The sequence below is a fragment of the Chloroflexota bacterium genome (genome assembly GCA_020161265.1).
Classification (GTDB): domain Bacteria; phylum Chloroflexota; class Chloroflexia; order Chloroflexales; family Herpetosiphonaceae; genus Herpetosiphon.
The window spans coordinates 1-25612 of sequence record JAIUOC010000002.1 but is presented as its reverse complement, the minus strand read 5'-3'; the positions used below and the strand labels follow the sequence as shown (position 1 = coordinate 25612).

Genomic DNA, 25612 nt, shown 5'->3' with positions numbered 1-25612 from the left:
GCTTGTGCAATGCACCTAACTCCGCGTGAACAGGAAAAATTACTGATTGTGGTGGCCGCCGATTTGGCTCGTCGTCGTCAGGCGCGTGGCCTCAAACTGAATTACCCCGAAGCGGTGGCAATTATCACCGCCGAATTGCTGGAAGCCGCCCGCGATGGCAAAAGCGTGGCCGAAATTATGAGCTATGGCACAACAATCTTAACGGTTGACGATGTGATGGATGGGGTCGCCAATATGATTCACGAAGTACAAGTTGAGGCGACCTTCCCCGATGGCACCAAGCTTGTGACCGTGCACGACCCAATTCGTTGAAGAGGAGCCGCAAATGCAACCAGGCGAATATTTGATCGATCAACCAACCGATGCGATTGCCGCCAACCTTGGCCGCGCAACCTGCGAGCTGTTGGTGGCGCATACTGGCGATCGGCCAATTCAAGTTGGTAGCCACTACCACTTTTTCGAGGTCAATCGGGCACTGGTGTTTGATCGTGGCCTAGCCTATGGCATGCATCTCAATATTCCGGCGGGCACGGCGGTGCGCTTCGAGCCAGGCGATAGCAAAATTATCAATTTGGTGGCTTTTGCAGGCACGCGCCAAATCTATGGCCATAATGGCTTGGTTAATGGGGCTTTGGATGCTGCCGATCAGCGGCAAACTAGCCTCAACACCGTTCAACAACAGCAATTTGGCCATCGGCCCCAAGGAGATTTGGAATGAGCTTATGGATTCCGCGCCAAACCTATGCCGATTTGTATGGCCCGACCAAAGGCGACCGCTTGCGTTTAGCCGATACTGAATTAATTATCGAAATTGAGCGCGATTTTGCCCACTATGGCGATGAAATTACCTTCGGCGGCGGCAAGGTGATTCGCGATGGCATGGGGCAAAGCAGCAGTGCCCACGATGTACTTGATTTAGTCATCACCAACGCGATCATTATCGATCATTGGGGCATCGTCAAAGGTGATATTGGGATCAAACAAGGCCGAATTGTCAAAGTTGGCAAGGCTGGTAATCCAGACACGATGGCGGGAGTTGACCCCGAATTGATGGTTGGCGCCAATACCGAGGTGATCGCTGGCGAACATATGATCGTCACCGCAGGCGGGATCGATAGCCATATTCACTTTATTGCGCCTGGCCAAATTCCCGAAGCGCTTTCGAATGGCGTGACAACCCTGCTTGGCGGCGGCACTGGCCCAGCCACTGGCACCAAAGCCACAACCTGTACCCCAGGCGTTTGGAATATGGCGCGAATGCTGCAAGCTGCCGACGCTTGGCCGGTTAATCTTGGATTTTTGGGCAAAGGCAATGCTGCTCAGCCCGAATCGTTGATTCAGCAGATTCAGGCTGGCGCGTGTGGCTTGAAATTGCACGAGGATTGGGGTACAACGCCCGCTGCCATCGATATGTGTCTGAGTGTGGCCGACCAATACGATGTGCAAGTGGCAATTCACACCGATACAATCAATGAAGCGGGCTTTTTAGAAGATACAATTCGCGCGATTGCTGGCCGTACTATCCACACCTATCACACTGAGGGCGCGGGCGGCGGCCATGCTCCCGATATTATCAAAATTGCTGGCGAAAGCTATGTGCTGCCCTCATCGACCAATCCCACCCGCCCATATACCGTCAATACAATTGCTGAACACCTTGATATGTTGATGGTTTGTCATCACCTTAATCCCCAAGTGCCTGAAGATGTAGCCTTTGCTGAAAGTCGGATTCGACCTGAAACTATCGCCGCCGAGGATATTTTGCACGATCTGGGAGTGATTAGCATGATCTCCAGCGATTCGCAGGCGATGGGTCGGGTTGGCGAAGTGGTGACCCGCACCTGGCAAACTGCCCACAAAATGAAGGTTCAGCGCGGCGCGTTGCTTGGCGATTCAGCTCGTAACGATAATCAACGGGTCAAGCGCTATATCGCCAAATATACGATCAATCCAGCACTGGCTCATGGCATTGCCCACGAAGTTGGCTCGATTGAGCCAGGTAAATTGGCTGATTTGGTGTTGTGGCAACCCGCCTTTTTTGGCGTAAAACCTGAAATTATTGTCAAAGGTGGCTTGATTGCTTGGAATGCCATGGGCGATGCCAATGCTTCGATTCCCACGCCACAGCCTGTGCTCTATCGCCCGATGTTTGGGGCATTTGGTGGGGCGATTGGCGCTACCAGCCTGACTTTTGTTTCCGCCGCCGCCCATGAATCAGGCATTGGTCAACAATTGAATTTACAAAAAACAACTGCGGCGGTGCGTGGTTGCCGCAGCGTCCAAAAAGCCGATTTAATCCACAACAATGCTACTCCGCTGATCGAAGTTGATCCAGAAACCTACGCGGTACGAGCTGATGGTGAGCTATTGACCTGCGAGCCAGCTACGAGTTTGCCCTTGGCGCAGCGCTATTTCTTATTCTAGAATGAGGAAATTATGACTGAACAATTATTACGAATTGGGATTGCTGGACCTGTGGGTAGTGGCAAAACTGCCTTGGCCCACTGTTTGACCATCCATCTGACCAAGCGCTACTCGGTGGCGGTGGTGACCAACGATATTTACACCAAAGAGGATGCTGAATTTTTGCTGCGCCAAGGTGTCTTGCCTGCTGAACGGGTGCGCGGTGTGGAAACTGGCGGCTGCCCGCATTCAGCAATTCGCGATGATGCCTCGATGAACCTCGAAGCAATTGCCGATTTGTGTGCAACCCTGCCCGATTTGCAGCTTGTGTTTGTTGAGAGCGGCGGCGACAATCTGGCGGCCTCGTTCAGCCCAGAGTTGGTTGACTATTGGATTTATGTGATCGATGTAGCTGGTGGCGATAAAGTGCCGCGCAAGGGTGGCCCTGGCGTAACTCGCTCCGATCTGCTGGTGATCAACAAAATCGATTTGGCGGAGTTGGTTGGCGCTTCGTTGGATGTGATGGATCACGATGCCAAACAGATGCGCGGCGAATTACCGCTGGTGTTCACCAACCTCAAAGCCGAGACAGGCCTAGATCAGGTGATTGCTTGGATCGATCACGTTTATGCAGCGCCACGGCCTGAGCCAATTCACGTTCACGACGATCATCATCACCATCATCATCATTAAAATTTGCGGGCCAGCAACATACGCTGTTGCTGGCTAATCGACCCACTGCGCCAAACATTTTTGCTCTTGCCAAAACTGCTCAAGCGTGGTGTCAGGGTCGCCAATCACGTGAATATGTAATGGGCTAAGCCGAATACTCAGTGGCTGACTGGCTTGGCCCTGCCATGAGCCAATTGCTACGCGCTCGTGACCTTGGAACTGCAAGTTTTGGCGTTTGAGATAGGCCAGAATTGCGGGCACTTGTAGATCAACATTATTGGTTGCTTGGGCGTGCGGGTTGTAAATCGTTTTGGCTAGTGCCAGTAATTCAGCCAAGTCGGCGGGGTTTTGCTCAAAATGAGCGGCATAGCTAGCATTGTAAATCGATTCGATTGCATGTTCTTGAAGCACAAATTCGCCAGCAATCTGGTAGCCAATTGCCCACTGATCGACCCCATAACGCTGATCCCAACGGCGTTGGCGCTGTTGCCGTTGTTGGGGTGTGCCCGCCCGCCCGATCCGCCGCTCAACAATCTGCCATGGCATAGGTTTGTATCCTTGAACTATGAAGCTGCTTGGCTCGATTGTAGGGTTGGTGGGCCAATTTGGCTTCATTCGCAGGGCCGATTAAGCTTAAATAACCGCATTTAACAAAATAATTGCTGTACGCTGTATAAAAATGTTATGAATTAATCATAAAAATATTGTCACTAGATAAACCTGGTAGCTTTTAATGGATATATTAATTCTATACCATGCTAGGATAAAAAATCATCTTGCAGGAAAAGTTAAAAATTGGTATAATTCGCCACGCGATCATAGCCTACATCCCAGCTTCTGAATTAAGAGCATACTAGGGCAGAGAGAACAGCCATCCACGCCGATAACTGCTTTCAGCGCCAATACTTGCCAATTGTGCCAGTAGCTGGCCTGCCAATGCTTACGATAGCCGATCATACGCAGCGCGGCGTAGCTAGTACAAGATTGTTGGGCTAAGGGTTCCACGCTGAATCTCCCATGCACAATATTTAAGGTGAGCAAGCCAACAGTTGGGATGTTGCTCATCGTAGCGCGAAATTGTAGGAGGAAGCATGACCTCACAAACCTCGGAGAATAGCCTATTTCGACCCTTACAACAACGCTTGTTTGCTTTGCTCTGGACGGGCCAGACGATTTCGCGTTTGGGCGATACGATGTATCAAGTGGCGCTCTCACTTTGGGTTTTGGAAAAAACTGGCTCGGCAACGAAGATGGGGATCGTCTTGATCTGCTCATTTGCGCCGATGATCATCTTTTTGCTACTTGGTGGCGCGGCAGTTGATCGCTTTTCACGTGGTTGGCTGATGTTTAGCTCGGATATGTTGCGAGCCTTGATTGTGGGTGGGGTTGGGATTCTGGCCCTAACGAATACGCTGCAACTCTGGCATATTTATGCGGCGAGTATCTCCTTTGGCTTTTTTGATTCGTTCTTCCAACCCGCCTATAGCGCTTTAGTGCCCGATGTTGTGCCGGCTGAATCGCTGCCTGGAGCTAATTCATTAACTGCTCTGAGCGCCCAAATGACCTTGATTTTGGGGCCATTGATTGCCGCCTTGGTTGTTGGTTTTGGTGGCTCGGCAACGGCCTTTTTATTCAACAGCGTTTCATTTTTGGTCTCGGGCTTGTGTCTGATTCCGCTGCTCTCGACTGATGCCAGCCGTGCCAAAGCCAAACGCTCAAGTGGTATCTTAAAGGATGTTGGGGCTGGCTTGAAAACCGTCAGCACCAATCCATGGTTGTGGATGACGATTATTCTTTCGTCGCTGGCCAACTTGTTGCTGGCTGCGCCTGCTCAAACCGCTCTGCCAATTTTGATTAATAAATTTTTGAATTTACCCAGCGAACGACTAGGCTGGGCGCATGCCAGCATTGCGTTGGGCGCGGTTTCGGCCTCGATTTGGTTGAGCAAAGGTAATCGCTTGCGCCGCCGTGGCTTGATGGGCTATGGTGCTTTATTTCTCGCTGGCTTGGCTACACTCTTGGTCGGGATTATTGGCTTCAATGTCAGTATGCTTGGGGGCACGATCGCCTTGGCTGCTTTGCTGGGCGTATTGGTCTTCCGCGGGATTGGGATTGCGACCTTTGGCTTGATTTGGACGCATACCATGCAAGAAATGGTTGAGCGCGAACAACTTGGGCGGGTTGCCAGTATCGATTTGCTTGGCTCAATCGCCTTATTGCCAGTTGGCTATGGGGTGGCTGGGTTAGTTGCTGACAAATTTGGTGCACCAGCCTTGTTTGCAACCTGTGGCGTGATTATGCTGGTGATGACCGTTCTGTTTAGCTTCCATCCAGTGGTCCGTAAATTAAATTAAGCCTAAACTTACAGATAAACACCAACCACGGCTCACCGCGAGTCGTGGTTTTTTTGCGCTATAATCGCCTATATTTGCAAAAGGAGCGTTCATGAATCGCCAATTAGATTCGCAGGCATGTTTTGTCTGTGGCAAAAATAACCCTAGTGGCTTGCAATTGGATTTCTTCGAGGAAGAGAAAACTGTGATCACGCGATTTGTCTCAACTGCACTTCATCAAGGTTGGCCTGGTTTTGTGCATGGCGGCATTATCGCGACAATTCTTGATGAAACACTAGGTCGGGTGGGATTTTTGATCGATGCTTGGACGATGACTGGGCGGTTTGAGGTTCGTTATCGCCAGCCTGCGCCGATTGATCAAGAAATTACCTTTACTGCCAGCATGGTGCGCGACCGCGGGCGAGCACTTGAGGTCGAAGGCTTTGCCCAATTGCCTGATGGTACGATTGTGGCTGAGGCAACTGGTTTATATATGCGAGTTTCGCCCGAACTGCGGGCAACGCTCTCCGAGCAAATTGCTGAAGGCTATTAATGATCTCGTGGTGCTAGTTTGTAGAATGATCATTAAGCTAGCACCAGCTTATTAATTTGGAGGATGTTTGGAATGAACAATCTTGAAGCCCAATTTCTCCAAGAGATGGAAGATGGTTATCGGCTAGCTGCTAAACAAGGTTATAAAGCTACCTATTATATGCAAATGGTACGCGAATTTGGTGCGATTAATGCGGCGAAAAGGCTCATTACTGATCCTGTGATTAGTAGCGGGTTGCAACAACTTTGCCTAATGGGTTTGCTGAATACTTCGGCAGAAGCGATTATTCTTAAACCCGAGTATGCTGAGTTGTTTACTGAAGAGGAACGCCAAATTGCCCGAGGAAAATTAGCTGAGCTTGGTTGGAATTCTGAATAATTAAGCCATTCATTATGATATTCCTCAGTACTTCTCTCTCGGCTCAGTAGAAATGCAGGGAAAGGCATTTCCCTGCACGCTCTGAAAATTTGACTCCTAGAATTTTATTGCTCTGAAGATTTAGCTATCAAGTTACAAAATTCCCCTGCGATCCTCACAATTTCTCCATAATTGGCTGCTATGCTAGCGTTTACTGCGGCTGTTTTGGGCTGGTTAGCATGGAGATTTGGCTGATGGACTATACCATTTTATTAATTGATGATGAAGCTAAACTGCGCCAAGTGATTCGGCTCTCGCTTGAGCAAGAGGGCTATCGCGTGGTTGAGGCCAGTAATGGGCGCGAAGCACTGTATCGGGCACGGATCGAAAAGCCTGATTTGGTGGTGCTCGATTTGATGATGCCTGAGATGAATGGAACTGAATTTTTGCTGGCCTTCAGCAAGGAATCTTCTACACCAGTGATTATGCTGACAGCGCGGGTTGAAGACCACGATAAAATTATTGGTTTGGAATTGGGCGCTGATGATTACATTACCAAGCCGTTCAATATGCGTGAATTAATTGCGCGGATTCGCGCCGTGCTGCGCCGCACCCATAAACCAACGCTTGAACCTGACCTGATTCGGGCTGGCGATTTGGTGCTCGATCGTGGGTCGGCAACAGTCTTGGTCGGCGAGCAACAACTAAGCCTAACTCGCTCCGAGCTTGAAATTTTGGCCACCTTTATGGCTGCGCCTGGCCTGATTTTCTCGCGGCTCGATTTGCTTGATCGCTTGTCGCTTGGCGATGCCTACGAAGGCTATGAGCGCTCAATCGATGTGCATATTCGCAATCTGCGCACCAAAATTGAGCCAGATTCACGTCAGCCACGCTATATCGAGACGGTTTACGGCATGGGCTATCGCTTTAAAAAACAATGAGGTGGGCTATGCGCCGAATTTGGCAGCTACGCCACTCGTTGGCAACCAAGCTGATCTTGGCTTTTTTGTTGGTTGGCTTAATTGGAATTTCCTTGGTGGCGCTGTTGGTGGTTGTGCGCACCCGCTCAGAATTCAGTCGCTTTCTCTCAGAACGTGATCGCACGGCTTTGGCGAATGCACTCGCTGAGCACTATGCGGCAACTGGCAGTTGGCAAGGCTTGAGCCAAGCGCTCGATGCCCAACCTGCATTAATCGAATTGCGCCAAAATGTGGTGTTGGTCGATGCCAACGGTGCGATCATCAATAGCCTGCAAGAATCAACCGCAACCCAAACCATGCAAGATATTTTGCGCTTTGCTGGCGAGCCAATTGTGGTCGATCAACAGACGGTCGGCTATATGCTGCCGCACCCGATAGCTGTGCCAAACCCTGAATTGCCACCACCCTCGCCTGAACAAGATTTTTTGGCGCGGGTGACCTGGGCGGCAACCGCTAGCGCCAGCGCAGCAATTCTTTTGGCGTTGTTGATTGGCGCATTGCTAGCCCAAACCTTAACGCGGCCAATTCGGGCCTTGATTACTGCTACCCACAAATTGGCTGATGGCACGTTTGATCATCGGGTGACGGTGCAATCGCACGATGAAGTTGGTCAATTAGCCCAAGCATTTAACCAGATGAGCGCTAAATTGGCCCGTGCTAGCCAGCAGCGCCAACAAATGACCGCCGATCTTGCCCACGACATTCGCACACCCTTGAGTATTTTACGCAGTTACACCGAAGGCCTGAAAGATCAGCGTTTTGCTGGTTCGCCGACCATTTATAACGTGCTGCACGAAGAAGTTGAGCATTTACAACGGTTGGTCGAAGATCTGCGGGTGCTTTCGTTGGCTGATGCAGGCGAGTTAGTGCTTAATCGCCGGATAATCGATCCACGTGCTATTTTAGAGCGGGTTGGCCTAGCCCATATTATGCAGGCCGAGGCCCAAGGTATTGCGTTAACGGTCGAAGCATCCGATCAATTACCTTCAATTGATGTAGATACCGATCGCATGACCCAAGTGCTGAACAATTTGGTCTCGAATGCCTTACGTTATGCCAGCGCTGGTGCGATTACCTTAGGAGCACAACAGCGTGGAGATCAGGTGTTAATTACGGTGCAAGATACAGGCAGTGGCATTGATGCAGCCGATCTGCCGTTTATTTTTGATCGGCTGTATCGTGCCGATAAGGCGCGTCAGCGCAACGCGAGTAGCACTTCGGGCTTGGGGTTGGCGATTGCCAAGGCGATTGTAGAAGCTCATGCAGGCACAATCAGCGTCGATTCGCGGGTAGGCAGCGGCACGACTTTTACGATTAGCCTATCAGTTGCAAACCCTCACGCGCAAATTCGCCCCAAAACTACATAGCAAATGCGAGATCTCCTAACAGTTTTATAACAATTCTTGGCTAAACTCTTAATCAGAAGCTAACACTGATGGCCGACCGCTCTGGCGTTGCGGCTTGCGAAGGAACAACGATTATGCTGCAACAATTGCGTTATCAACCAACCCTGATCTGGCCAGATGAGCCAACTTTGGCCGAACTATATTGCACCGAGCCACAAGCCTTGATTCAGCCAAGTTTGGCTGGATTTCGCTCGATCAGCCTGCAACAGATGGATTCGGTGGCCTTGCTCAATCGCACCGACAGCAAATATGTGTGTTCGATTCAGCAATTGGCCGCAATCTTACCCGACTTGGCGACTGATTATCGGGTGTTGGAGATCGCTGGGCGGCGCATGCATCGCTATCATACGCTCTATTTCGATACTGCCGATTTTGCCTTGTACCGTCGGCATCATGCTGGTGGCCGTAATCGCTACAAAGTGCGTAGCCGAACCTATCTTGATACACAGAACTATTTTCTCGAAGTCAAACATAAAGTGAATAAATATCGCACGATCAAGCATCGGCTTGCAACACCCTATGCTGTGGAAACGTTTACAGCTGCCAGTACCAGCTTTTTGCAACGAATTGTGCCGTTTGAAGTGAGCTTATTACAGCCAACCTTGACCAACAATTTCAGCCGCATCACCTTGGTCAATATCGCTGAGCAAGAGCGCGTCACACTCGATGTTGGGATTGGCTTTCAAGCCGATTCGCGCTCGGTTGAACTGACGGGTGTGGTGATTGCCGAAGTCAAACAAGCTGGGATAAATCGTGGTTCGCCGTTTATCCAAGGCATTCGCGGCCAACATTTGCACACGATTGGCATGAGTAAATATTGCAGTGGGGCGGCCTTGCTCTATCCCGATTTACCACGCAATAGCTTCAAGCCAACCCTTCGCTATCTGAATACATTGATGGAGTATGCCCAATGACAACCGATTTAACTCAATTTTTGCTGGGAGCGGGCTTTAATTTATTGGTAACGCTGCTGATTGTGCGCGGCGTGTACTATCCCGTTACCCAAGATAAAAACTTCGTTTTTACCTTTATTGGCTTCAATATGATCATCTACTTTGTGCTGGGCTTTCTGACCAGCGTTGAGGTAGGTGTAGGTGTGGGCTTCGGACTATTTGCGATTTTCTCGTTACTGCGCTATCGCACCGATGAGATTCCGATTCGCGAAATGACCTATTTGTTTATTTTGATTGCGCTGGGCGTGATGAATTCGCTGATGCATAGTGGCAGTTTGCTGCAAATTGGCATCGCCAACGCCGTGATTTTGGTGATTCTGTTTGTGCTCGAAAAAGGTTGGGGCTTTCAATTTGAAGCCAACAAGCGCGTAGCCTACGACAAAATTGAGCTAATTGGACCTGCACGTAGCGAAGAATTGCTAGCCGATTTGCGCGAACGTACCGGAATTGCTGTCAAACGGATTGAAATTGGCCGCATCGATTTGCTGCATGATATGGCTGACTTGAAAATTTTCTACGATGAAATGCCTCGTCTAAGCGCGAAACGTCAATCAACCACCACCCGCGTGCTGCGCGATCAGCATCAATTGCCCTAAGCGATTTTTGAAACTTGGAATGTGTCACAGAGCGTCGTCATACGGCGGCGCTCTGCTTGATGTTGTAACGTTTGTGAGGTTCCTATGAAATTTTGGCGTTGGCTTTGCTTATTGGCTATTGGATTAAATTTGGCTGCTTGTGCAACTTCGACTCCTGCGACCGTTGTGCCTGCTGAACCGACCGCCGAGGACGCGGCAGTTACGCGGCCAGCGGGCTGGAACGAGGCATCGCATGGTGATAGTGCTGAGCCAAATTATGCAGTGGTTTTTGCCCAAAATAAGGTCAATCAATTAACCATCACGATCGATCCAGCCTCGTGGCAAGCCATGCAGGATAATATGACCGAGCTTTTGGGTGAGCCAGGCAGCCGTCAGATGGGTGGTTTTCCTGGTGGCGTATTTACCGACACGGCGGGTTTGCCAATGATGCCAAGTGGCGCTTTTACTGATACTAACGGAATGCCAATGCTGCCAAATGGCGCTTTTACCGACACCGCTGGAATGCCGATGCGGCCAGGTGGCGCTTTTACTGACACTAACGGAATGCCAGGTGGTTTTGGTGGCGGAATGCCAAATATGGGTAATTTTTCGATCGAAAACCCCATGTGGGTCACGGCAACATTGACTTTCGAAGGCCAAACCTGGACGAATGTGGGCGTGCGCTACAAAGGCAATTCGTCGTTGATGAGCGCTTGGAACAGCCAACAAGCCAATTTGCCCTTTAAAATTGATTTTGATGAATTTGAAAAAAGCTATCCTGCGATTGAAAATCAACGGTTTTATGGCTTCAAACAATTGGCACTCTCGAACAATTTAGGCGATGCGACGGCCATGCGCGAGACGCTAGCCTACGATGTGTTTGAGCAAATGGGCTTGCCTGCTGCCGAGACTGCTACCTATGAAGTCTTGCTTGATCATGGTGATGGGGTTGAAAGTCTGGGTTTGTACACGGCGGTTGAGGTGATTGATGATACGGCGATTGCTCGTGTATTTGGCGATGATAGCGGCAATATTTATGAGGGCGATGGTAGCGCCGCCAGCTTCGCCGAAGGTACAAAGGACGCAATTGAGGAAAGTTTTCAGAAAGAAAATAACGATACGACGGATTGGGCTGATGTTGAAGCCCTGTATGATGTGCTGCATTCCAGTGAACGCACCAGCGATCCGGCGGCTTGGCGAGCCAAGTTGGAAGCGATTTTCGATGTGCCAAGTTTCCTCAAATGGTTGGGGGTTAGCACGCTGTTAGAACACTGGGACACTTATGGAGCCATGACCCATAATTATTATCTTTACAACAACCCTGCAACTGGCAAACTAACCTGGATTTCGTGGGATCATAACTTTGTCTTGGGCGCGATGGGCGGCGGTGGCATGCGTGGCAATCAAGCCATGCCAAATGCAGCGAATCCAGCTGGTAATGCTGGCAATCAAATGCCCAATAATCCTAATGCTGGTGGCATGCGTGGGCCGGGAGGCGGCTTTGGTGGTCAAAATAATACCTTTGATAAAGCCAGCATTACCAGCGATTGGCCATTAATTCGCTATTTGCTTGATGATCCAACCTACTATGCTGCCTACATTGAAGCGTTGCGCGAAACCAGTAGCCAATTTGATGCCGAGGCTTTGGTACAAAAATATACAGCATTGGCAGCGACGATCAGCCCAAGTGCTGCCCAAACAATCAGCCTCGACGACTATAACAGCGCAGTGACCACGTTGATGGAGCGAATTAAGACCCGCAGCGCCGATTTGAAAACCTTCTTAGCAACCCAATAGTTAAATGGAATGGATGGCCTGTGAGTTGGGATGAACTCACAGGCCATTATTGTTTTAGGCCAACAATCCGCCATCAACATTAATTGTCGCGCCAGTGATAAAAGCTGCGCCAGGGCTGGCCAAAAATGCCACGGTTGCTCCAACTTCTTCAGCCTTGCCCAGTCGTTTGAGCGCAATTGCTTGGGTGATCATATCGAGCATTGGGCCATCGCCTGGTCCCATATCAGTGTCGATTGGGCCTGGCTGAATATTATTAACTGTGATGCCACGTCGTCCTAGCTCATTGGCCCATGCACGGGTATAGCCTGCGACAGCTGCTTTGGTTGCTGAATAGTCGCCAAAACCAGGAATTGGAGCGGTATCAGCCGAGACTGAGCCAATCGAAATGATTCGTCCACCATCTTGTAAGAGTGGAGTTGCTGCCCGCACTGCACTGGCGACACCCTTCACATTCACGGCGAACATATGCTCAACGGCTTCCAAATCGGCGTTAGCATCATTCAATGCAGCTAATTGAATCACCCCAGCGTTATTGACCAAAATATCGAGCTTGCCAAAATGGGCCACAACCTTATTGACCAAGGCGGCTACTTGGTCGCTATCGGCTTGGTCGGCTTGGAAGGCCACAGCTTTAACCCCAAGCGCTTGCAATTGCTCAACCACGGCTTCGGCTTTACTGGCCGAGGCGACATAGCTAATGGCGACATCTGCGCCTTGTTCGGCCAAGGCAACCGCGCTAGCTGCGCCAATTCCGCGTGAACCACCAGTGACCAAGGCAACTTTTCCGGCTAATGGCTTGCTCATCGAACATCCTTCTACATTTCAATTAGAATAATATAGTACCGATCAGTACATATATTTTGTACTGATCGGTACTATATAGAAGATTCGCTGGTTTGTCAAGCCTTATTTTGATCCACGCAGGGGACGAAGAGCACAAAAGGGCCAGCAACGGATTGACACTTGCCCGCGCCCAATGTATCCCTGCGCCTTTGAGTCGCGCCTCAACCATGAGTTTGTGCTAACATCCCGCTTCCAAGCGGCCAGTCAGCCATTTGGAAGGTCAGGTGCCGTCGGGCACCGCCATAACCGGATTGGCCTGCTCGATGTCCCGGTGTTGGCGAAATTCGATAGGCATTCGATTATGAGAAAATTTCTTGGGAAAACTCATCTAAAACAATAATGATAAATGATCTCAATTGAGTTTTGCCATGGGGTGAAAATTGGCCTATCAACTAATAGTAACCTTTGATGCTACTAGATATAATATTTTTGTGTATAATTCTAAATGAATGTTAGGTTAATTTGATTTTTTGCCTAGCATTTCTAAGATTATTGATTTACATAATATTTATTTTTTTAGATATTAATGCTCTTTTATCTAATATTTTAGTATTTGATTTTCCCTACAAACCGTATATAATGCGTCTTATATTCTATACCAAACTATAAGCTTATAATCCTAAAGCTGCCTCATTGATAGACAAGTAAAGAAGGGACTTACCTTCTTAGGAGGAGGCTTTTCTAGCAAAACAGTTGGTTTATTGCTAAAAAAGAATGGTATACCATCCTTAGGAGCAATGATTGAATGAGTTATTTAAAAATAAACTGTTATTTCATGTTGGCAGTTATTTTAGGATAATTGTTTATAGCATACGTTCGAATCGGATTTTTACTGATAGTAAGTGCGTGGATTATTTTTGTACTTAAAATAGGAGAGCATTATTTTGCGTACAGCAGCTACTTGTTTAATGTTATTCCTAAGTATCACACTTATTTTTGTGTCTCAACCTAGAATCTATGCCCAAGATCTTGATCAGGTGATAATTGATGTTATCGATGTTGATAGCCAAGCATTTCCTGAGATTAGGGTGGTTTTCGCTTTGACTGATCCCTATGGTACCGTTATTGATACCCTCAAGGCTGATGATGTGCTGGTAACCCTTGACTCAGACACAATTTTAGTGCCCGAACTTACTTTCAATAAAGGCCAGCGGCCTGTTGCAGCCGCCATTGTGCTTGATACCAGCGCTGCAATGAATGATCAAAGTACACCCTTCCGAACCCGATTGAAAGATGCCAATGAGAAAATTGAAGATTTATTGCGCAAACTTCCGCCTGAATCGCAGGTAAGTCTAATTACCTTTAATTCCAGCAGTAATCTTGTCTTTCCCAGTAAGGCTGATGGCGGCGGGCTTCGCAATAGTTTACGCTCGATTACTTTAGATACCGCAATGCCTAATGAAACTCCATATGATATTAGCAATGCTATAAAATTAGCCATCGAAGAACTTCAACCGTTGGATGGCTATGCTAAAAATATTATCGTTTTTGCCGCAGGAACCCCTAATGCAGATTATCCATTTAGCGAAATTAAGGATTCTCTCAATGCGATAACAACTCAAAAGCCTAGAATGACGATTATAGGGCTTGGCTCTAGTCAAGCAGGCCAGTTTACTCAATATCCTGCCAATCCTGAAAGTCTTGAGCGTTTGGCCCAATCATTAGATGCTAATTTTACTGCTATTTCAGCTAGCACTATTGATGAAGTAGGATCAATTATGGCTAAAGTTGAGACGCTTTTTGATCAAGCGATTCAAAATGCTGATGCCTATGCACTTACAGTCGATGTTGGTTCAATAGGTGCGGGAGAGCATCGATTAAATTTAGTTATTGGCAACCAAAATGTTGAAATCCCATTTATTATTGCTGAAAGCCAAGTTAATTCGGATATTATTTTAAATGCCCCAGCAATATTAAATGAAACTGCTGTGCTAAGTGTGACCATGGGTTTTACTTCAAATCCAATTACAAAAGTTCAATATTTTTTAGATAATACACTGATTTATGAATCAACAAATGCTCCTGATTTTAATGTTTCAGTTGATATAGAGCAATTATTAGAATCGTATACACACGACCAGCCTCATACTATATTTGCCGCTGCTATCGATGCGCAACAAAAGTCATATCGCAGTTCTGAGAAGCAAATAGTCTTATCTCCAAAAGCCGATTCCATGAATATATCAATGCCTGTAATTATAGGAATTGTCGTTGTTTCTGTAGTTGTGCTTGGATTAATTATTTTTGGTATCCTGAAAATGATAAATAAAAGAAGAATTGATTTATCAGGCTCAAAAAGTGTTAGTAGAATACCACCAGTTAGTGAAAGCGGAGGAATAACCGGTGACTATGGTGGCGTAACAGGTGATTATACCGACCATTCTGGAAATATAAGCTCAAAGTGGGTTATTGAAATTCGCGAACCGAATAGAAATCCTCGCAAATACCCTTTAATGAATGATAGTGTTGTGCTTGTTGGCAGAACCTACGGCTCAATAAAGGCAGATATTAGTTTTGATAATGATCATATATCGAAAACTCATGCCAAGATTACAATCAAAAATAATGTCTGTTTTATTCATGATCAAGGAAGTAAATTTGGTACATTTATCACATCTCCTGGCATAAACAATCAGCGTTTGGATAAAATACCAACTGAACTACAACTAGGTGATGTGATTATTTTGGGTAAAACTGGAATCGAGCTTGAGTTGCAAGAGGCTTAAATGATGAAAGATTTACCTGAACAGCAGATTAATGGTTTTTATATTATTGATGCACTACGCCAGCCGAGTGGTCAGGCGCAAGTCTATCTTGTAACTGACTTATTTTCGGCCTATAAATCGCATTGGCTGCGATTTTTGATAAATTCACAATGTTTATCATTACGAACTGCCCAACGCTATCGAGTTATGGTATTAAAGCTAACTCGCCAAGAAAAAAATGCACTTGATATTCATAATGAAGTTGATCTGCTAAAAAAAATTCAACATACACATTTAGCACTGCTGATTGGTGAAAAAGAATCGTTACCGATTAAGTATCATGATCGATATTTTATTACATTAAAGTATGAATGTGGTGGATCACTAATCAGTCTTTGGCAGGCTAAAAAACAGCGATTTACCTCAGGCCAGGCTGTGCAATTAGGCTATCAAATTGCCCAGGTATTGGCCTATCTTCATACAGAGTGTCGTGTTGCCCATAATGATGTATCGATGGATAATATTATGCTGCGTGAACCATTATCAATTTGGCGTAAGAAACTACCCCATTATGTGCTGATTGATCTAGCCGCAGCCCAAGATAAGCTTAAGTTTTCCCGTTTAGGCAAAGAACGTTACCAACCTCCAGAATATCTTGATCCTCGGTTGCATCAATTTGCCCAAGGTGATTTAGTCGATTTATACGCGATGGGCATGTTACTTTATTTGCTACTTGGCGGGAAGCATCAGCTTGATTCAAATACTAACGAAGCTGGTAAGTCGAAAGAGGCCTGGATTAAACTAAAAGAAGGCTTACCTGCAATCAATACGGTGAATTCTGTTGTATCTGAGCAGTTAAATATGTTGATTATGGATGCCCTGGAGCCTAATCCTACCCAACGACGCTATAAGTTTGGTAGCGAAAATCTGATGACGTTGTTTCTGCAGCGAATTCAGCTTGTACCAGAATTCCAGCAATCAGGCCGAATCAGGCGACCAATATCAAGCTGGATCTACTTAAGTGTTATGGTGAGTCTGCTTATGGTGGTGTTAGGTGTTTGGCTAATCGATGCTGCATTTAATCAACCAATTCTAGCGTTAAGTCCTACCTCAACCAGTGCAACCGTTACGCCAATTCCTTCTAAAACGCCTATACCTAGCCCAACAGCCACTATAAGTATACCGACTATTGAGCCAACATCAACATTTGTGCCTAGTCCCACACCTTAGCCATCGATTAGGTTTTGTTTGGAGCATACACTATGGCTACACGTACAAAGAGTTCTTCTAAACTATTACCAGTATTTGATATTGGATACGCCTCGCATGTTGGCGGACGACGTGACTCCTATGGTCATGAATCCAGTAATGAAGATTCAATTGCGGTGCATCCATCAGCAAATCTCCTGAGGCAGCAACGTATGCCTCGGGCGATTGTTCTGGTTGCTGATGGAATGGGTGGCGGCGCGATTGGACGTACATTAAGTTCTCAAGCTACCCTGTCAGCTATTGACACGCTACGTGACGATAGTGAAGATTCGCCAGAACAACAGCTTAAAAAGGCTTTTGAGATTGCCAATCATTCCTTAGTAAGTTTTCAAAGTTTACGACCGGACTATTATAAAGAAGGTGGCAGTACCCTCGTTGCTGCATTAATGTTACGCCAAAAAGATCATATTCTAGTCCACATTGGTAATATTGGTGATTCACGGGCGTATCTGCTTAAAGCAAATAAAAATCGCCTCGAACAATTAACTCGTGACCACAATCGCTTACAGTATTTATTAAAAGAAGAAAGCATGTCATTAGATCAAGCTCAGCGTGAGCATGGGATCAATGGACTAACTCATCGATTAGGTCGTACTGAAGATTCGGTGCGCAATGCCCCAGAATTTTACCGTAATATTGCGTTTTATGCAGGTGACCGGCTTATGCTTTGTACTGATGGATTATCTGGCTTACTTGATAGTGGTAAGATAAGTGAGCAAGAAATTATTAATATTTTACATAAAAATTCATCATCAAATGCAGCTAATAAATTAACGAAATTAGCATTACAACGTAAAACGGCAGATAATGTTAGTGTTGCAGTTATTCAATATGGTCAATCGAATTTTTGGGGATGGCTACCGAATATTTCATGGAAGATGATTATTGGTATATTAGCACTAATAGTATTAGTTTCAGGTGCTTTATTTATTCTGAATACTATTTTCAACCAAGAATCGACCCTTTCGCCAACCTTAGCAATCCAAGGCAATCAAGCGACTGTAACTCCTTTAAATATCGATGGTAAGATGACTCTTCTGCCTGAGAATACAACCCAGCCAGGCCAGCCAACTTCGACCTTTGATTTACGCACAGCTACGCCTACTGCAACCCAAACGCCAAGCCCGACTCCTATTCCGCCAACACGGATTCCACCAACGCGGATTCCACCAACGCGGAATATTCCTAATGTTGTGCCACCTGTGCCAACCAATATACCGACGAATACGCTTGTACCAACACCATCAATCGTCCCAACACCATCAATCGTGCCAATACCATCAATCGAATCACCAATACCAACACCAAATACAAATCCGCCAACACCAACAACCGAACCACCACCTGATAATCCGATTGATCCAATACCTGATAATCCATATCCAATCAATCCACCACAGCCCTAAGTAACATGTTTCTAACAAGCGATAGGAGAATCTATGCGAGCACGTTGGTTTACTATGTTGATTTGCTTAATGCTAATTGTGGCCTGTGGTGATTCATCCAAGGGTATTAATACCTCAGTGGCCACAATTACACCTTTAGATGGCGCATCAACAACAGCAATACCCTCAATCACGATAACAATTGCCGAAGATCCGTTGGTACGAAGCCAGATTGATGCTGGCAAGGCTGCGATTGCTACTAACGATTTTGAAAACGCGGTGAATCATTATAATCGAGCCTATGCCCTTTCAAATAATTCACTTGAAGTTGGATTAATGCTAGGGCAAACATATCGTTTATGGGGTATATTAATTCTTGAAAAGGCTAACAATAACCCTGAACAATTACGAAATGCCTATGATAAATTTATTACAGGCCAAAAATTTACAGTTTCGACTGATTCATTATATGATGAATTGAAGTTGTATATTGAAACAACTTCGGGTACTTTGAATACCTTGCAGGCTTTAGCCGCATATCGTTTAGCAGTTGAGCAAAAAAGCGATCTAAATATTCAACGTCAATATGTAAACGAAGCACAATCCCAATATAATCTGGTGCTTGAAAAAAAGCTTCAACTTCCGAATAGTATCATTGTTCATTATGATGTTCTAATGGCCCTTGCTACGGTTATTGAACAACAAGCCGATGGGAGTGATCCAAAGAAAAGCAAGCAAGAACAATGGCGCGAAGCATTAAACCATTGTTCACGAGCAAATGACCTCTGGCCTGGCGATGTGCCTGAGGATCAAACGGCACGCGATTGTATGAAACGACTTGATAAAAAACTGAATCCCCCACCAACACCTACATCTGTTGCACTTCCAACCAAGGATACTAGACCAAAATTGCCACGTGCAGAGTTCAGGCAAGGATATTCTAAAGGCTCAGAAACAGGGAGTTTTAATTCATGTTTTCAAGGTAGGGTGATTAATAGCAATGGAGTTGGGATGGCTGGTGCTGTTGGCAATGTTAATAATGGTAAATCATCAGTTCCATGGACTACCAATGGTAATGGCGAATTTTCGGTATGTGGGTTAGGTTGGTCATGGTGGGCGGGCGTATTATTTTATGTTCCTGGACATAGTGGCTATAACCTAAGTGCTGCAACATGGCTGAATGGTGCTTCCGATCAACGAGCCTATTTAGTTTTTGTAGTTCAATGAACGATTGAAGCAATTGCTGGGTATTTTATTGGTGATTTTAGATACACAATGGCATACCCAGCAATTAAATGTATTTGATTAATCAAGATCGACTAAGCGTAGATTGATAATAAATGGCTTTGATCGGCCTATTTGAAGTTTTGCTTGGCTAGGAAGGGGATTCGCAATGCCTGGGCTTATGTATGTTCCATTTATTTGAATTGGTGGCTTATCAGCTTTAAGCATGATTGACCATGTTCCAACCTTTGGGTCGTAACTGAGGATAAAATGTCCGCCGTTTTGTTCGCGTGAGAGGCTATTCCATGCTGAGTGCTCTTGCTCGGATTGCTCTTTTGCCACTTGAAACGCATTTCGATCACGCAGCCAAACAATCTTGAGAAGCCATTCTCGTGATATTAACCAACTTCCTTTGCCAATAAGTGCTTCGCTACCATCAGGTAAGCCGAGTAAGCAACGAGAAGGTTGTTTAGCTGGATTAATTTGTTTTGTTCGAAGTAAAATATTGCTAAATTGTCTTATATTTAGCTCATACAATCTGCTTTCATTTTCAAGTAATTTAATTAGCTTTGATGGATTTTTATCATTAACAAGCCATAATTCATAATCGGAGGAAACATCTAATGAGTAATCACGACAAATATTTTTAATAATATTTGTAACTTGGTCGTGTATATTTACCGTGTAGGTATCTGATTGATTGATCCGATCAGCAAAGATTCCATATAACCGAATGTGTATGTTGGCCATGCTGTTACCTCTTTCAATTTAGATAATTGATTTAATCATAACATAAAATTTATGATTTTACGTGATTTTATCATAATAATATATTATTTTCTAAATTAAAGAATATATTATTATGTGAAATATAGTGTTAATGAAATAATTAACTGGAGGTGTGAATAACATTTTGGTTATCTACAATGACCGATCAATCGACCATCTTAAAGGAATTATAGCTTAATTGGAGGATCTTATGTCAGATGGTGAAGTTCGTTTTAGTTTGAGCAATGCAGCCGAAGTAGATCGGGGTTATCAGCATATTTTAGAAGAGATGGAAAGTATGCGCTCGATCTTACAATCTTCTGCTGATAATGTCTTAGAAACCTGGTTTGGTAATAGTAAAAACCAATTTCTAGAAGCATGGAATACCTATACATCAACTGTAAATACCCTTACTCAACGTGTTGAAGAATTACGAACTCGTCTCAATAGTGAGGCTCGTGAAATTGATTCAACATTCTCTGGATTTGGCGGATCATCATATTAATACCTTCAGGAGGATTAAACTATGAAAATTGGGATTGATGTTGATTTAGCTGATGCATTAAAAAGTGCTATCAATACACAAAGCTCTGAAGTTGAACAACAACTGGGGACATTGAAAAATACCGTCTCCACGTTATTAGAAACATGGATTGGGCGTAATCGTGCCCCTTTCGAAGAAGAATGGACGCGCTGGCAAAACGATGTTAATTCTTTGATTAATAGTATGCGCGAAATGGAAAGCCGCCTTAACAGTACTGCTAATGCATTCCGTGATGCTGATAAATTCTAAATGATCATCGTAAGAGTGGAGATCATGCACGATCTCCACTCCCATACCGTATAGGAATTACGCCGATGAGCCATATACCGCAAAACGAACAACGGCCATTCAATCGACCACCTCGAATTCTGCGCGAATTACCAGTTGAAGAAGTAGAACTGCCGGCTCCGCCGCAGCTCTCGCCAATTACTCCATTTCGTTGGGGAATGTTGCTTATTCCGGTGATTACAGCGCTAGTGTATTTTGGTGTAGCGATTATTCGAGGCAATGCAAGCCTATGGTTTGTGATTCCTATGGTTGCAATATCATTTGTATCAGCATCAGTTGCAATTGGATCATATATTATCCAACGAAAGCAGCAGATTACAAAAACAACTGAAGAACGCCGAGTTTGGCAACATAATCTTGAAGATAAAAGAGAATTAATTATTGATTTAAATGTTGCCCAAATTGATGTGTATCGGGCAAATAATCCAGCCTTAGTCGAAGCTGATCCTGCACCCGCATTTGGATCAAATAAGCCAAAAATCCATAAAGTATTGTTGGTTAAAGAAATTGTTGCGCAACCAGCTGAACGTTTGTGGGAACGTCGGCCAACTGATGATGATTTTTTAGTTGTGCGTATAGGCCTTGGTTCATGTCAAACAACTACAGCTATCAAACAACCCAATGCTAATATAATTAATGAACATACAAATTTACTAAGTTCAATTGCCCAAACCCATAAAATTATTACAAATATTCCTCGAACAATCAACTTACCTTTATATGGTTCGATTGGGATTATTGGTTCTAGAACGCAAACATCAACTATGATATTTGCCTTAATTGCGCATATTGTAACGCATCATACCCCAAATGATGTTCGAATATTTGGATTTTGGGAAGAAAGAGATAATCAACAATGGTCTTGGCTGAAAAGACTATCGCATGTTCAATCTTTGCAAGGAAATCAAGATTATCGTTTACTTGCTCACTATTACCCTAAAAAAACCGAAGATGAGTTGCAAAAGCTTGATGCTACTGAATATAGTCACTATCAAAAGAAAAGGAAAGAATTTGAGGAAATTTTAGGCGAATTAGAAAGAGAAATTCAACAAAGAACTCAGATAACAGCGATTAAGAATAATATTTACTTGCCATATCTAATAGTTATTTTACCGTATCATACAATGAATATACTTGATGAGCCAATTTTGTATCAAATTATAAACTATGGGCGTAGACTTGGAGTTAGTGCTCTATATGCAGTTAATAAACTAAAAGATGTTCCTACTGAGTGTGGTGCCTATATCGATTTATCTTCAAAAGAAGATAACAAGCAAGAATTAGCCACCATTGGCTATCAATCTGAGGGAGGCGGAAGGTTTAAAATAAAGGCTGATCAACTTAATTTTGAACAAATTGATAAAATAGCTAGTCATTTGGAAGAAATTCCTATAGCAGAAATAAATATTTCATCTGATATTCCACGTCAGATCGATCTATTAAAACTTTTAGAAATTGAAGATGCTGGAAGCTATGATCCTAGGAGTATTTGGGATAATCCACCGCCAGCAGATAGCAATCATCCATCAGGGCTATATCCAGTTCCAATTGGAAAAACCGGCGCACAACCTAATGATATTATGTGGCTTGATTTAAATGAGAAAAAAGAAGGTGTGCATGGTATGGTTGCCGGAACAACAGGTTCCGGTAAGAGCGAATTTTTAACCACGCTGTTAATTAGTCTTGCAATTATGCATAGCCCAAAGCGTTTGCATTTGATGCTGATTGACTTTAAAGGTGGGGCAACATTCCGTGATCTTGCCAAATTACCACATACATCTGGCTATATTACTGATCTTTCTGGCAGTCAAACGGAACGCGCTTTACTTGCAATTAATAGCGAGCTTGATAAGCGTAAGTTGTTCTTTGGTGAGAAAGGAGTATCAAATATCCGTGAGTATCGCGAAAAACGACTTACCCCAGAGATTCCTAATTTATTAATTGCTATTGATGAATTTGATGAGATGGTTAATGATCATGAAGAAGTTGTACAAGAACTTATTCGTGTGGTCAAACAAGGGCGAAGTTTGGGCGTTCATTTGTTATTTGCAACCCAACAACCCTCGAATCCAAAAATAAAGGAAGGTTTGAAGGCAAATTTAACCTATTGGCTCGCGTTAAGACTTGTAAATGTTGATGATAGCAAAACTATGCTTACGACCGATGATGCCGCAACCATTCAAAATAGTATGCCTGGGCGTGGTTACAAGCGGGTTAATCGAACAATTATTCCGTTTCAATCAGCAATTATTACCTTGCCTTACCGTTCTGGGCAGCAACAAGAACATATACGTAGTGGGCGGCGTGATGCAACGGGGCGGGTTATCCAAAATGAATCACTGATCCAGCAGCAAGATCCAAGCGAGGTAGAAAATGGCTTAGTACTTTCGACAGCAGAAGTCATTATTAGTCAATTACAGCTCACCCCTGCCTATCGATCAATTAATAACCAGACGTTTGCAGCAACCTCACGACCAATTTGGAATCCACCGTTTGACTCGAACCTTTTATTAAGTGAATTAACGCCGAGTGCTCATTCAATTGCGGTGCAAATGACTGTTGGCAAGTTAGATTTTCCAGAAGAAGCCCGTCAATCGCCATTTCAAATTAACCTTTCTGAGGTTGGGAGTGTGGTTGCAGTCGGTAGCTCAACATCTGGTAAAACCGCATTTCTCCAAACGTGTATCTTGTCGATAGCCCAAAACTACGACCCAAACACTGTGGTGATTTATACGATTAACCGCACTGGCGATGGCTTGGATCTCCATGGAATTCCGCATCTGGCTGATAATTTACGGTTTAACGATATTTTGAAAATCGAACGTCTTTTCAATCTCCTTTCAGACGAAGTGAATCAACGAGCACAAGTATTTGGAGGCTCACAAACATGGGTTTCATATCACCAATCTCTTAAATCAGATCAACAAGCAGCCATAGAAACAAGTACAAACCAACAAACTAATGATGAGCAGCCCAAACCTCGCCCAATGCCCGCCTATATTATCGTGATTGAGAACCTGCAAAGTTTTGTCCAAACCCATACAAATATATCGATTGTCGATCTACTCACAGCCAAATCATATGGCATCTACTTCCTCTTTACTAATGATCGCTGGCCTAAACAAGCCTTAGATATCGGCCAAAAACTCGTTTTACGCCTAAATAGTATTGATGAGTCGATCGCTGCATTAAACAAACGTTATGCCTATGAACTTAGCCCACAAGATTATGGACGGGGCTATCTCGTTGAGGTTCCATTGCCACGCGAATGTCAAATCGCTTACCCTACCCTAGTCGATGCAGCTGCTATTCGGCGATTATTACAACCAACCCAAGAGTCGATACCTTTACCTTTGAACACCCTTGATCGGAATAGCCAACTGCGGCAATCAGTTGAGATCGTTAAAGCGGCTTGGCGTAATTGCGAAATTCCTAACTATAAACTCAAAGTCCTTGATACGTCGATCGACGTTGATTTTGAGCGATGGCGGGAGCAGAAGGAACATGCCTTAGGCCTTTATAATGAAACTCTTTTGCTACCAGACCCAATAATTTATCTTGCGCGAAGTAATCGTTTTCTCGAAGATATTGCTATCGATTTCGCGACAAATCGGCATATGTTAATTGTTGGTGGTTCTAGTATGGGCAAAACAAGCCTTCTGAAGACCTTGCTCGCAGGATGGCTTTATTGGTATCGTAACACAGAACTTGAGATTTATTTGATTGATTATGTTGATACGGGTTTTGATTCATTTAGTCTATTTCCGAATGTTAAATTAATTACGAGCGATAATTTTATGGAGTTCTTTGGCAGCAATCAAAAAAATCCCGGAATAATTCAACATTCAATGCGAGAGCTGCAATTACAAATCAAGCAGGATAAATCATTCATACATCACCGTAAAACAATTATTGCAATTAATAAATATGAACGACTTGAACCTAAGCCTGATCCATCGATTATGACTGAATTGGCCAAATGGGCTCAGGATAAACGGATGAATTTGCATATTTTAATAACTTCTTCCTCAAATCCATCGCCAGATGCATTAATTAAAGTATTACAACTTGATCGAAATGCCATTGTTTTGGGTACAAGCCCTGAGCCATCGAATTTATCAATGGGTATACCTAATGCAGTAAAACTTCCTAACACAATGGATAATATTCCAGGCCGAGGATTTTTGATTCAGCGAGGGTTAGCCCAGATTGTACAGTTTTGGCAAACGCGTGAAATGTTATTCAACACCATTTTCAAAGAACTCCAAAGCCATGAAGAGTTGGCTGGTGATGTCGATCCACCAATAATTGATCTAACCAACGAACTGGCTGATGATGGTGAACCAACCTAACTAATCAAGAAGGGAGCGTAAATGAGTTATCGAATTCAGGCCGATGTGGAGCAACTGCGCATCACTGCCGCCGCTTTACGTGAGTTTAACGATGTGCTGCATAATCATCACCAAAGCATGCTCGGCAAAGCGCAGGCGTTTTTAAGCGATCTCTTTCGTGGCGATTTTCAAGCCATGTTTGAAGATGTCCTGACCACCTTTGACC

Annotated in this window: 23 protein-coding genes; 20 read left to right on the top strand and 3 right to left on the bottom strand. The window is 44.7% G+C overall.

The annotated features are described in order from the left end of the window. The first annotated feature begins 9 nt into the window (after positions 1–9). The 4 genes from LCH85_04375 to ureG are packed head-to-tail and all read left to right on the top strand — an operon-like array spanning position 10 to position 3096. On the top strand, positions 10–312 hold the full coding sequence (locus LCH85_04375) for an urease subunit gamma (GenBank protein ID MCA0351211.1): 303 nt from the start codon (positions 10–12) through the stop codon (positions 310–312). 13 nt (positions 313–325) lie between these two features. Then, positions 326–718 (top strand): urease subunit beta, encoded by a 393-nt coding sequence (gene ureB / locus LCH85_04370; GenBank protein ID MCA0351210.1) that lies wholly within the window; start codon positions 326–328, stop codon positions 716–718. Further along, complete coding sequence (ureC, locus tag LCH85_04365; GenBank protein ID MCA0351209.1) at positions 715–2424, top strand: urease subunit alpha; 1710 nt, start codon at positions 715–717, stop codon at positions 2422–2424. The genes ureB and ureC overlap by 4 nt, the downstream gene beginning before the upstream one ends. Before the next feature lie 12 nt (positions 2425–2436). After that, positions 2437–3096: an urease accessory protein UreG gene (gene ureG, locus LCH85_04360; GenBank protein MCA0351208.1), complete on the top strand. Its 660-nt coding sequence runs from the start codon at positions 2437–2439 to the stop codon at positions 3094–3096. Between the two features lie 33 nt (positions 3097–3129). Here ureG and LCH85_04355 read toward each other — a convergent pair whose 3' ends face one another. Then, positions 3130–3621: a hypothetical protein gene (locus LCH85_04355; protein MCA0351207.1), complete on the bottom strand. Its 492-nt coding sequence runs from the start codon at positions 3619–3621 to the stop codon at positions 3130–3132. A 545-nt stretch (positions 3622–4166) separates the two neighbouring features. On the opposite strand from LCH85_04355, the gene LCH85_04350 reads away from it, so the two are divergent. The 8 genes from LCH85_04350 to LCH85_04315 all read left to right on the top strand — a co-directional run bounded on the left by LCH85_04350 (position 4167) and on the right by LCH85_04315 (position 12029). Next, the gene (locus LCH85_04350) at positions 4167–5429 is read left to right on the top strand and encodes an MFS transporter (protein MCA0351206.1); all 1263 of its coding nucleotides are present in this window, start codon (positions 4167–4169) and stop codon (positions 5427–5429) included. A 91-nt stretch (positions 5430–5520) separates the two neighbouring features. Continuing rightward, positions 5521–5961 (top strand): PaaI family thioesterase, encoded by a 441-nt coding sequence (locus LCH85_04345; protein MCA0351205.1) that lies wholly within the window; start codon positions 5521–5523, stop codon positions 5959–5961. Positions 5962–6033: 72 nt separating this feature from the next. Beyond that, a complete protein-coding gene (locus LCH85_04340; GenBank protein ID MCA0351204.1) occupies positions 6034–6339 on the top strand; it encodes a hypothetical protein in 306 nt (101 codons plus the stop codon). A 233-nt stretch (positions 6340–6572) separates the two neighbouring features. Next, positions 6573–7259 (top strand): response regulator transcription factor, encoded by a 687-nt coding sequence (locus LCH85_04335; GenBank protein MCA0351203.1) that lies wholly within the window; start codon positions 6573–6575, stop codon positions 7257–7259. An 8-nt stretch (positions 7260–7267) separates the two neighbouring features. Beyond that, entirely contained in the window at positions 7268–8665 is a 1398-nt protein-coding gene (locus LCH85_04330; protein MCA0351202.1) for a HAMP domain-containing protein, read from the top strand. Positions 8666–8778: 113 nt separating this feature from the next. Further along, a complete protein-coding gene (locus LCH85_04325; GenBank protein MCA0351201.1) occupies positions 8779–9618 on the top strand; it encodes a polyphosphate polymerase domain-containing protein in 840 nt (279 codons plus the stop codon). Beyond that, entirely contained in the window at positions 9615–10253 is a 639-nt protein-coding gene (locus LCH85_04320) for a DUF4956 domain-containing protein (GenBank protein ID MCA0351200.1), read from the top strand. The genes LCH85_04325 and LCH85_04320 overlap by 4 nt, the downstream gene beginning before the upstream one ends. Positions 10254–10337: 84 nt before the next feature. Then, positions 10338–12029 carry a CotH kinase family protein gene (locus LCH85_04315; protein ID MCA0351199.1) on the top strand — a complete coding sequence of 564 codons (1692 nt, stop codon included), beginning with the start codon at positions 10338–10340 and terminating at the stop codon, positions 12027–12029. A gap of 54 nt (positions 12030–12083) precedes the next feature. Here the strand turns inward: LCH85_04315 and LCH85_04310 are convergent, their stop codons facing one another. Next, entirely contained in the window at positions 12084–12833 is a 750-nt protein-coding gene (locus LCH85_04310; GenBank protein MCA0351198.1) for an SDR family oxidoreductase, read from the bottom strand. Positions 12834–13756: 923 nt separating this feature from the next. On the opposite strand from LCH85_04310, the gene LCH85_04305 reads away from it, so the two are divergent. From LCH85_04305 to LCH85_04290, 4 genes are read left to right on the top strand one after another with little or no spacing between them, the layout of a single operon-like run. Further along, positions 13757–15598 (top strand): VWA domain-containing protein, encoded by a 1842-nt coding sequence (locus LCH85_04305; GenBank protein MCA0351197.1) that lies wholly within the window; start codon positions 13757–13759, stop codon positions 15596–15598. Then, positions 15599–16807, top strand: a complete 1209-nt coding sequence (locus LCH85_04300) for a protein kinase (GenBank protein MCA0351196.1) — start codon at positions 15599–15601, stop codon at positions 16805–16807. A gap of 32 nt (positions 16808–16839) precedes the next feature. Beyond that, positions 16840–18252 carry a protein phosphatase 2C domain-containing protein gene (locus LCH85_04295; protein ID MCA0351195.1) on the top strand — a complete coding sequence of 471 codons (1413 nt, stop codon included), beginning with the start codon at positions 16840–16842 and terminating at the stop codon, positions 18250–18252. 33 nt (positions 18253–18285) lie between these two features. After that, positions 18286–19458 carry a hypothetical protein gene (locus LCH85_04290; protein ID MCA0351194.1) on the top strand — a complete coding sequence of 391 codons (1173 nt, stop codon included), beginning with the start codon at positions 18286–18288 and terminating at the stop codon, positions 19456–19458. Between the two features lie 78 nt (positions 19459–19536). On the opposite strand, the gene LCH85_04285 is transcribed toward LCH85_04290, so the two are convergent. Further along, positions 19537–20205 carry a hypothetical protein gene (locus LCH85_04285; GenBank protein MCA0351193.1) on the bottom strand — a complete coding sequence of 223 codons (669 nt, stop codon included), beginning with the start codon at positions 20203–20205 and terminating at the stop codon, positions 19537–19539. Positions 20206–20434: 229 nt separating this feature from the next. Here LCH85_04285 and LCH85_04280 point away from each other — a divergent pair, with 229 nt between their 5' ends. The 4 genes from LCH85_04280 to LCH85_04265 all read left to right on the top strand — a co-directional run. Further along, positions 20435–20728 carry a WXG100 family type VII secretion target gene (locus LCH85_04280; GenBank protein MCA0351192.1) on the top strand — a complete coding sequence of 98 codons (294 nt, stop codon included), beginning with the start codon at positions 20435–20437 and terminating at the stop codon, positions 20726–20728. 21 nt (positions 20729–20749) lie between these two features. After that, positions 20750–21016 (top strand): WXG100 family type VII secretion target, encoded by a 267-nt coding sequence (locus LCH85_04275; protein ID MCA0351191.1) that lies wholly within the window; start codon positions 20750–20752, stop codon positions 21014–21016. A gap of 65 nt (positions 21017–21081) precedes the next feature. Beyond that, entirely contained in the window at positions 21082–25407 is a 4326-nt protein-coding gene (locus LCH85_04270; protein ID MCA0351190.1) for a hypothetical protein, read from the top strand. Between the two features lie 21 nt (positions 25408–25428). Then, the coding region (locus tag LCH85_04265) for a hypothetical protein (GenBank protein MCA0351189.1) at positions 25429–25612 on the top strand (184 nt) is incomplete at its 3' end.

Excerpts from the sequence above, each read along its gene's own strand:
- LCH85_04375 (MCA0351211.1), top strand. The coding sequence starts at position 10 with ATGCACCTAACTCCGCGTGAACAGGAAAAATTACTGATTGTGGTGGCC.
- ureB (MCA0351210.1), top strand. The coding sequence starts at position 326 with ATGCAACCAGGCGAATATTTGATCGATCAACCAACCGATGCGATTGCC.
- ureC (MCA0351209.1), top strand. The coding sequence starts at position 715 with ATGAGCTTATGGATTCCGCGCCAAACCTATGCCGATTTGTATGGCCCG.
- ureG (MCA0351208.1), top strand. The coding sequence starts at position 2,437 with ATGACTGAACAATTATTACGAATTGGGATTGCTGGACCTGTGGGTAGT.
- LCH85_04355 (MCA0351207.1), bottom strand. The coding sequence starts at position 3,621 with ATGCCATGGCAGATTGTTGAGCGGCGGATCGGGCGGGCGGGCACACCC.
- LCH85_04350 (MCA0351206.1), top strand. The coding sequence starts at position 4,167 with ATGACCTCACAAACCTCGGAGAATAGCCTATTTCGACCCTTACAACAA.
- LCH85_04345 (MCA0351205.1), top strand. The coding sequence starts at position 5,521 with ATGAATCGCCAATTAGATTCGCAGGCATGTTTTGTCTGTGGCAAAAAT.
- LCH85_04340 (MCA0351204.1), top strand. The coding sequence starts at position 6,034 with ATGAACAATCTTGAAGCCCAATTTCTCCAAGAGATGGAAGATGGTTAT.
- LCH85_04335 (MCA0351203.1), top strand. The coding sequence starts at position 6,573 with ATGGACTATACCATTTTATTAATTGATGATGAAGCTAAACTGCGCCAA.
- LCH85_04330 (MCA0351202.1), top strand. The coding sequence starts at position 7,268 with ATGCGCCGAATTTGGCAGCTACGCCACTCGTTGGCAACCAAGCTGATC.
- LCH85_04325 (MCA0351201.1), top strand. The coding sequence starts at position 8,779 with ATGCTGCAACAATTGCGTTATCAACCAACCCTGATCTGGCCAGATGAG.
- LCH85_04320 (MCA0351200.1), top strand. The coding sequence starts at position 9,615 with ATGACAACCGATTTAACTCAATTTTTGCTGGGAGCGGGCTTTAATTTA.
- LCH85_04315 (MCA0351199.1), top strand. The coding sequence starts at position 10,338 with ATGAAATTTTGGCGTTGGCTTTGCTTATTGGCTATTGGATTAAATTTG.
- LCH85_04310 (MCA0351198.1), bottom strand. The coding sequence starts at position 12,833 with ATGAGCAAGCCATTAGCCGGAAAAGTTGCCTTGGTCACTGGTGGTTCA.
- LCH85_04300 (MCA0351196.1), top strand. The coding sequence starts at position 15,599 with ATGATGAAAGATTTACCTGAACAGCAGATTAATGGTTTTTATATTATT.
- LCH85_04295 (MCA0351195.1), top strand. The coding sequence starts at position 16,840 with ATGGCTACACGTACAAAGAGTTCTTCTAAACTATTACCAGTATTTGAT.
- LCH85_04290 (MCA0351194.1), top strand. The coding sequence starts at position 18,286 with ATGCGAGCACGTTGGTTTACTATGTTGATTTGCTTAATGCTAATTGTG.
- LCH85_04285 (MCA0351193.1), bottom strand. The coding sequence starts at position 20,205 with ATGGCCAACATACACATTCGGTTATATGGAATCTTTGCTGATCGGATC.
- LCH85_04280 (MCA0351192.1), top strand. The coding sequence starts at position 20,435 with ATGTCAGATGGTGAAGTTCGTTTTAGTTTGAGCAATGCAGCCGAAGTA.
- LCH85_04275 (MCA0351191.1), top strand. The coding sequence starts at position 20,750 with ATGAAAATTGGGATTGATGTTGATTTAGCTGATGCATTAAAAAGTGCT.
- LCH85_04270 (MCA0351190.1), top strand. The coding sequence starts at position 21,082 with ATGAGCCATATACCGCAAAACGAACAACGGCCATTCAATCGACCACCT.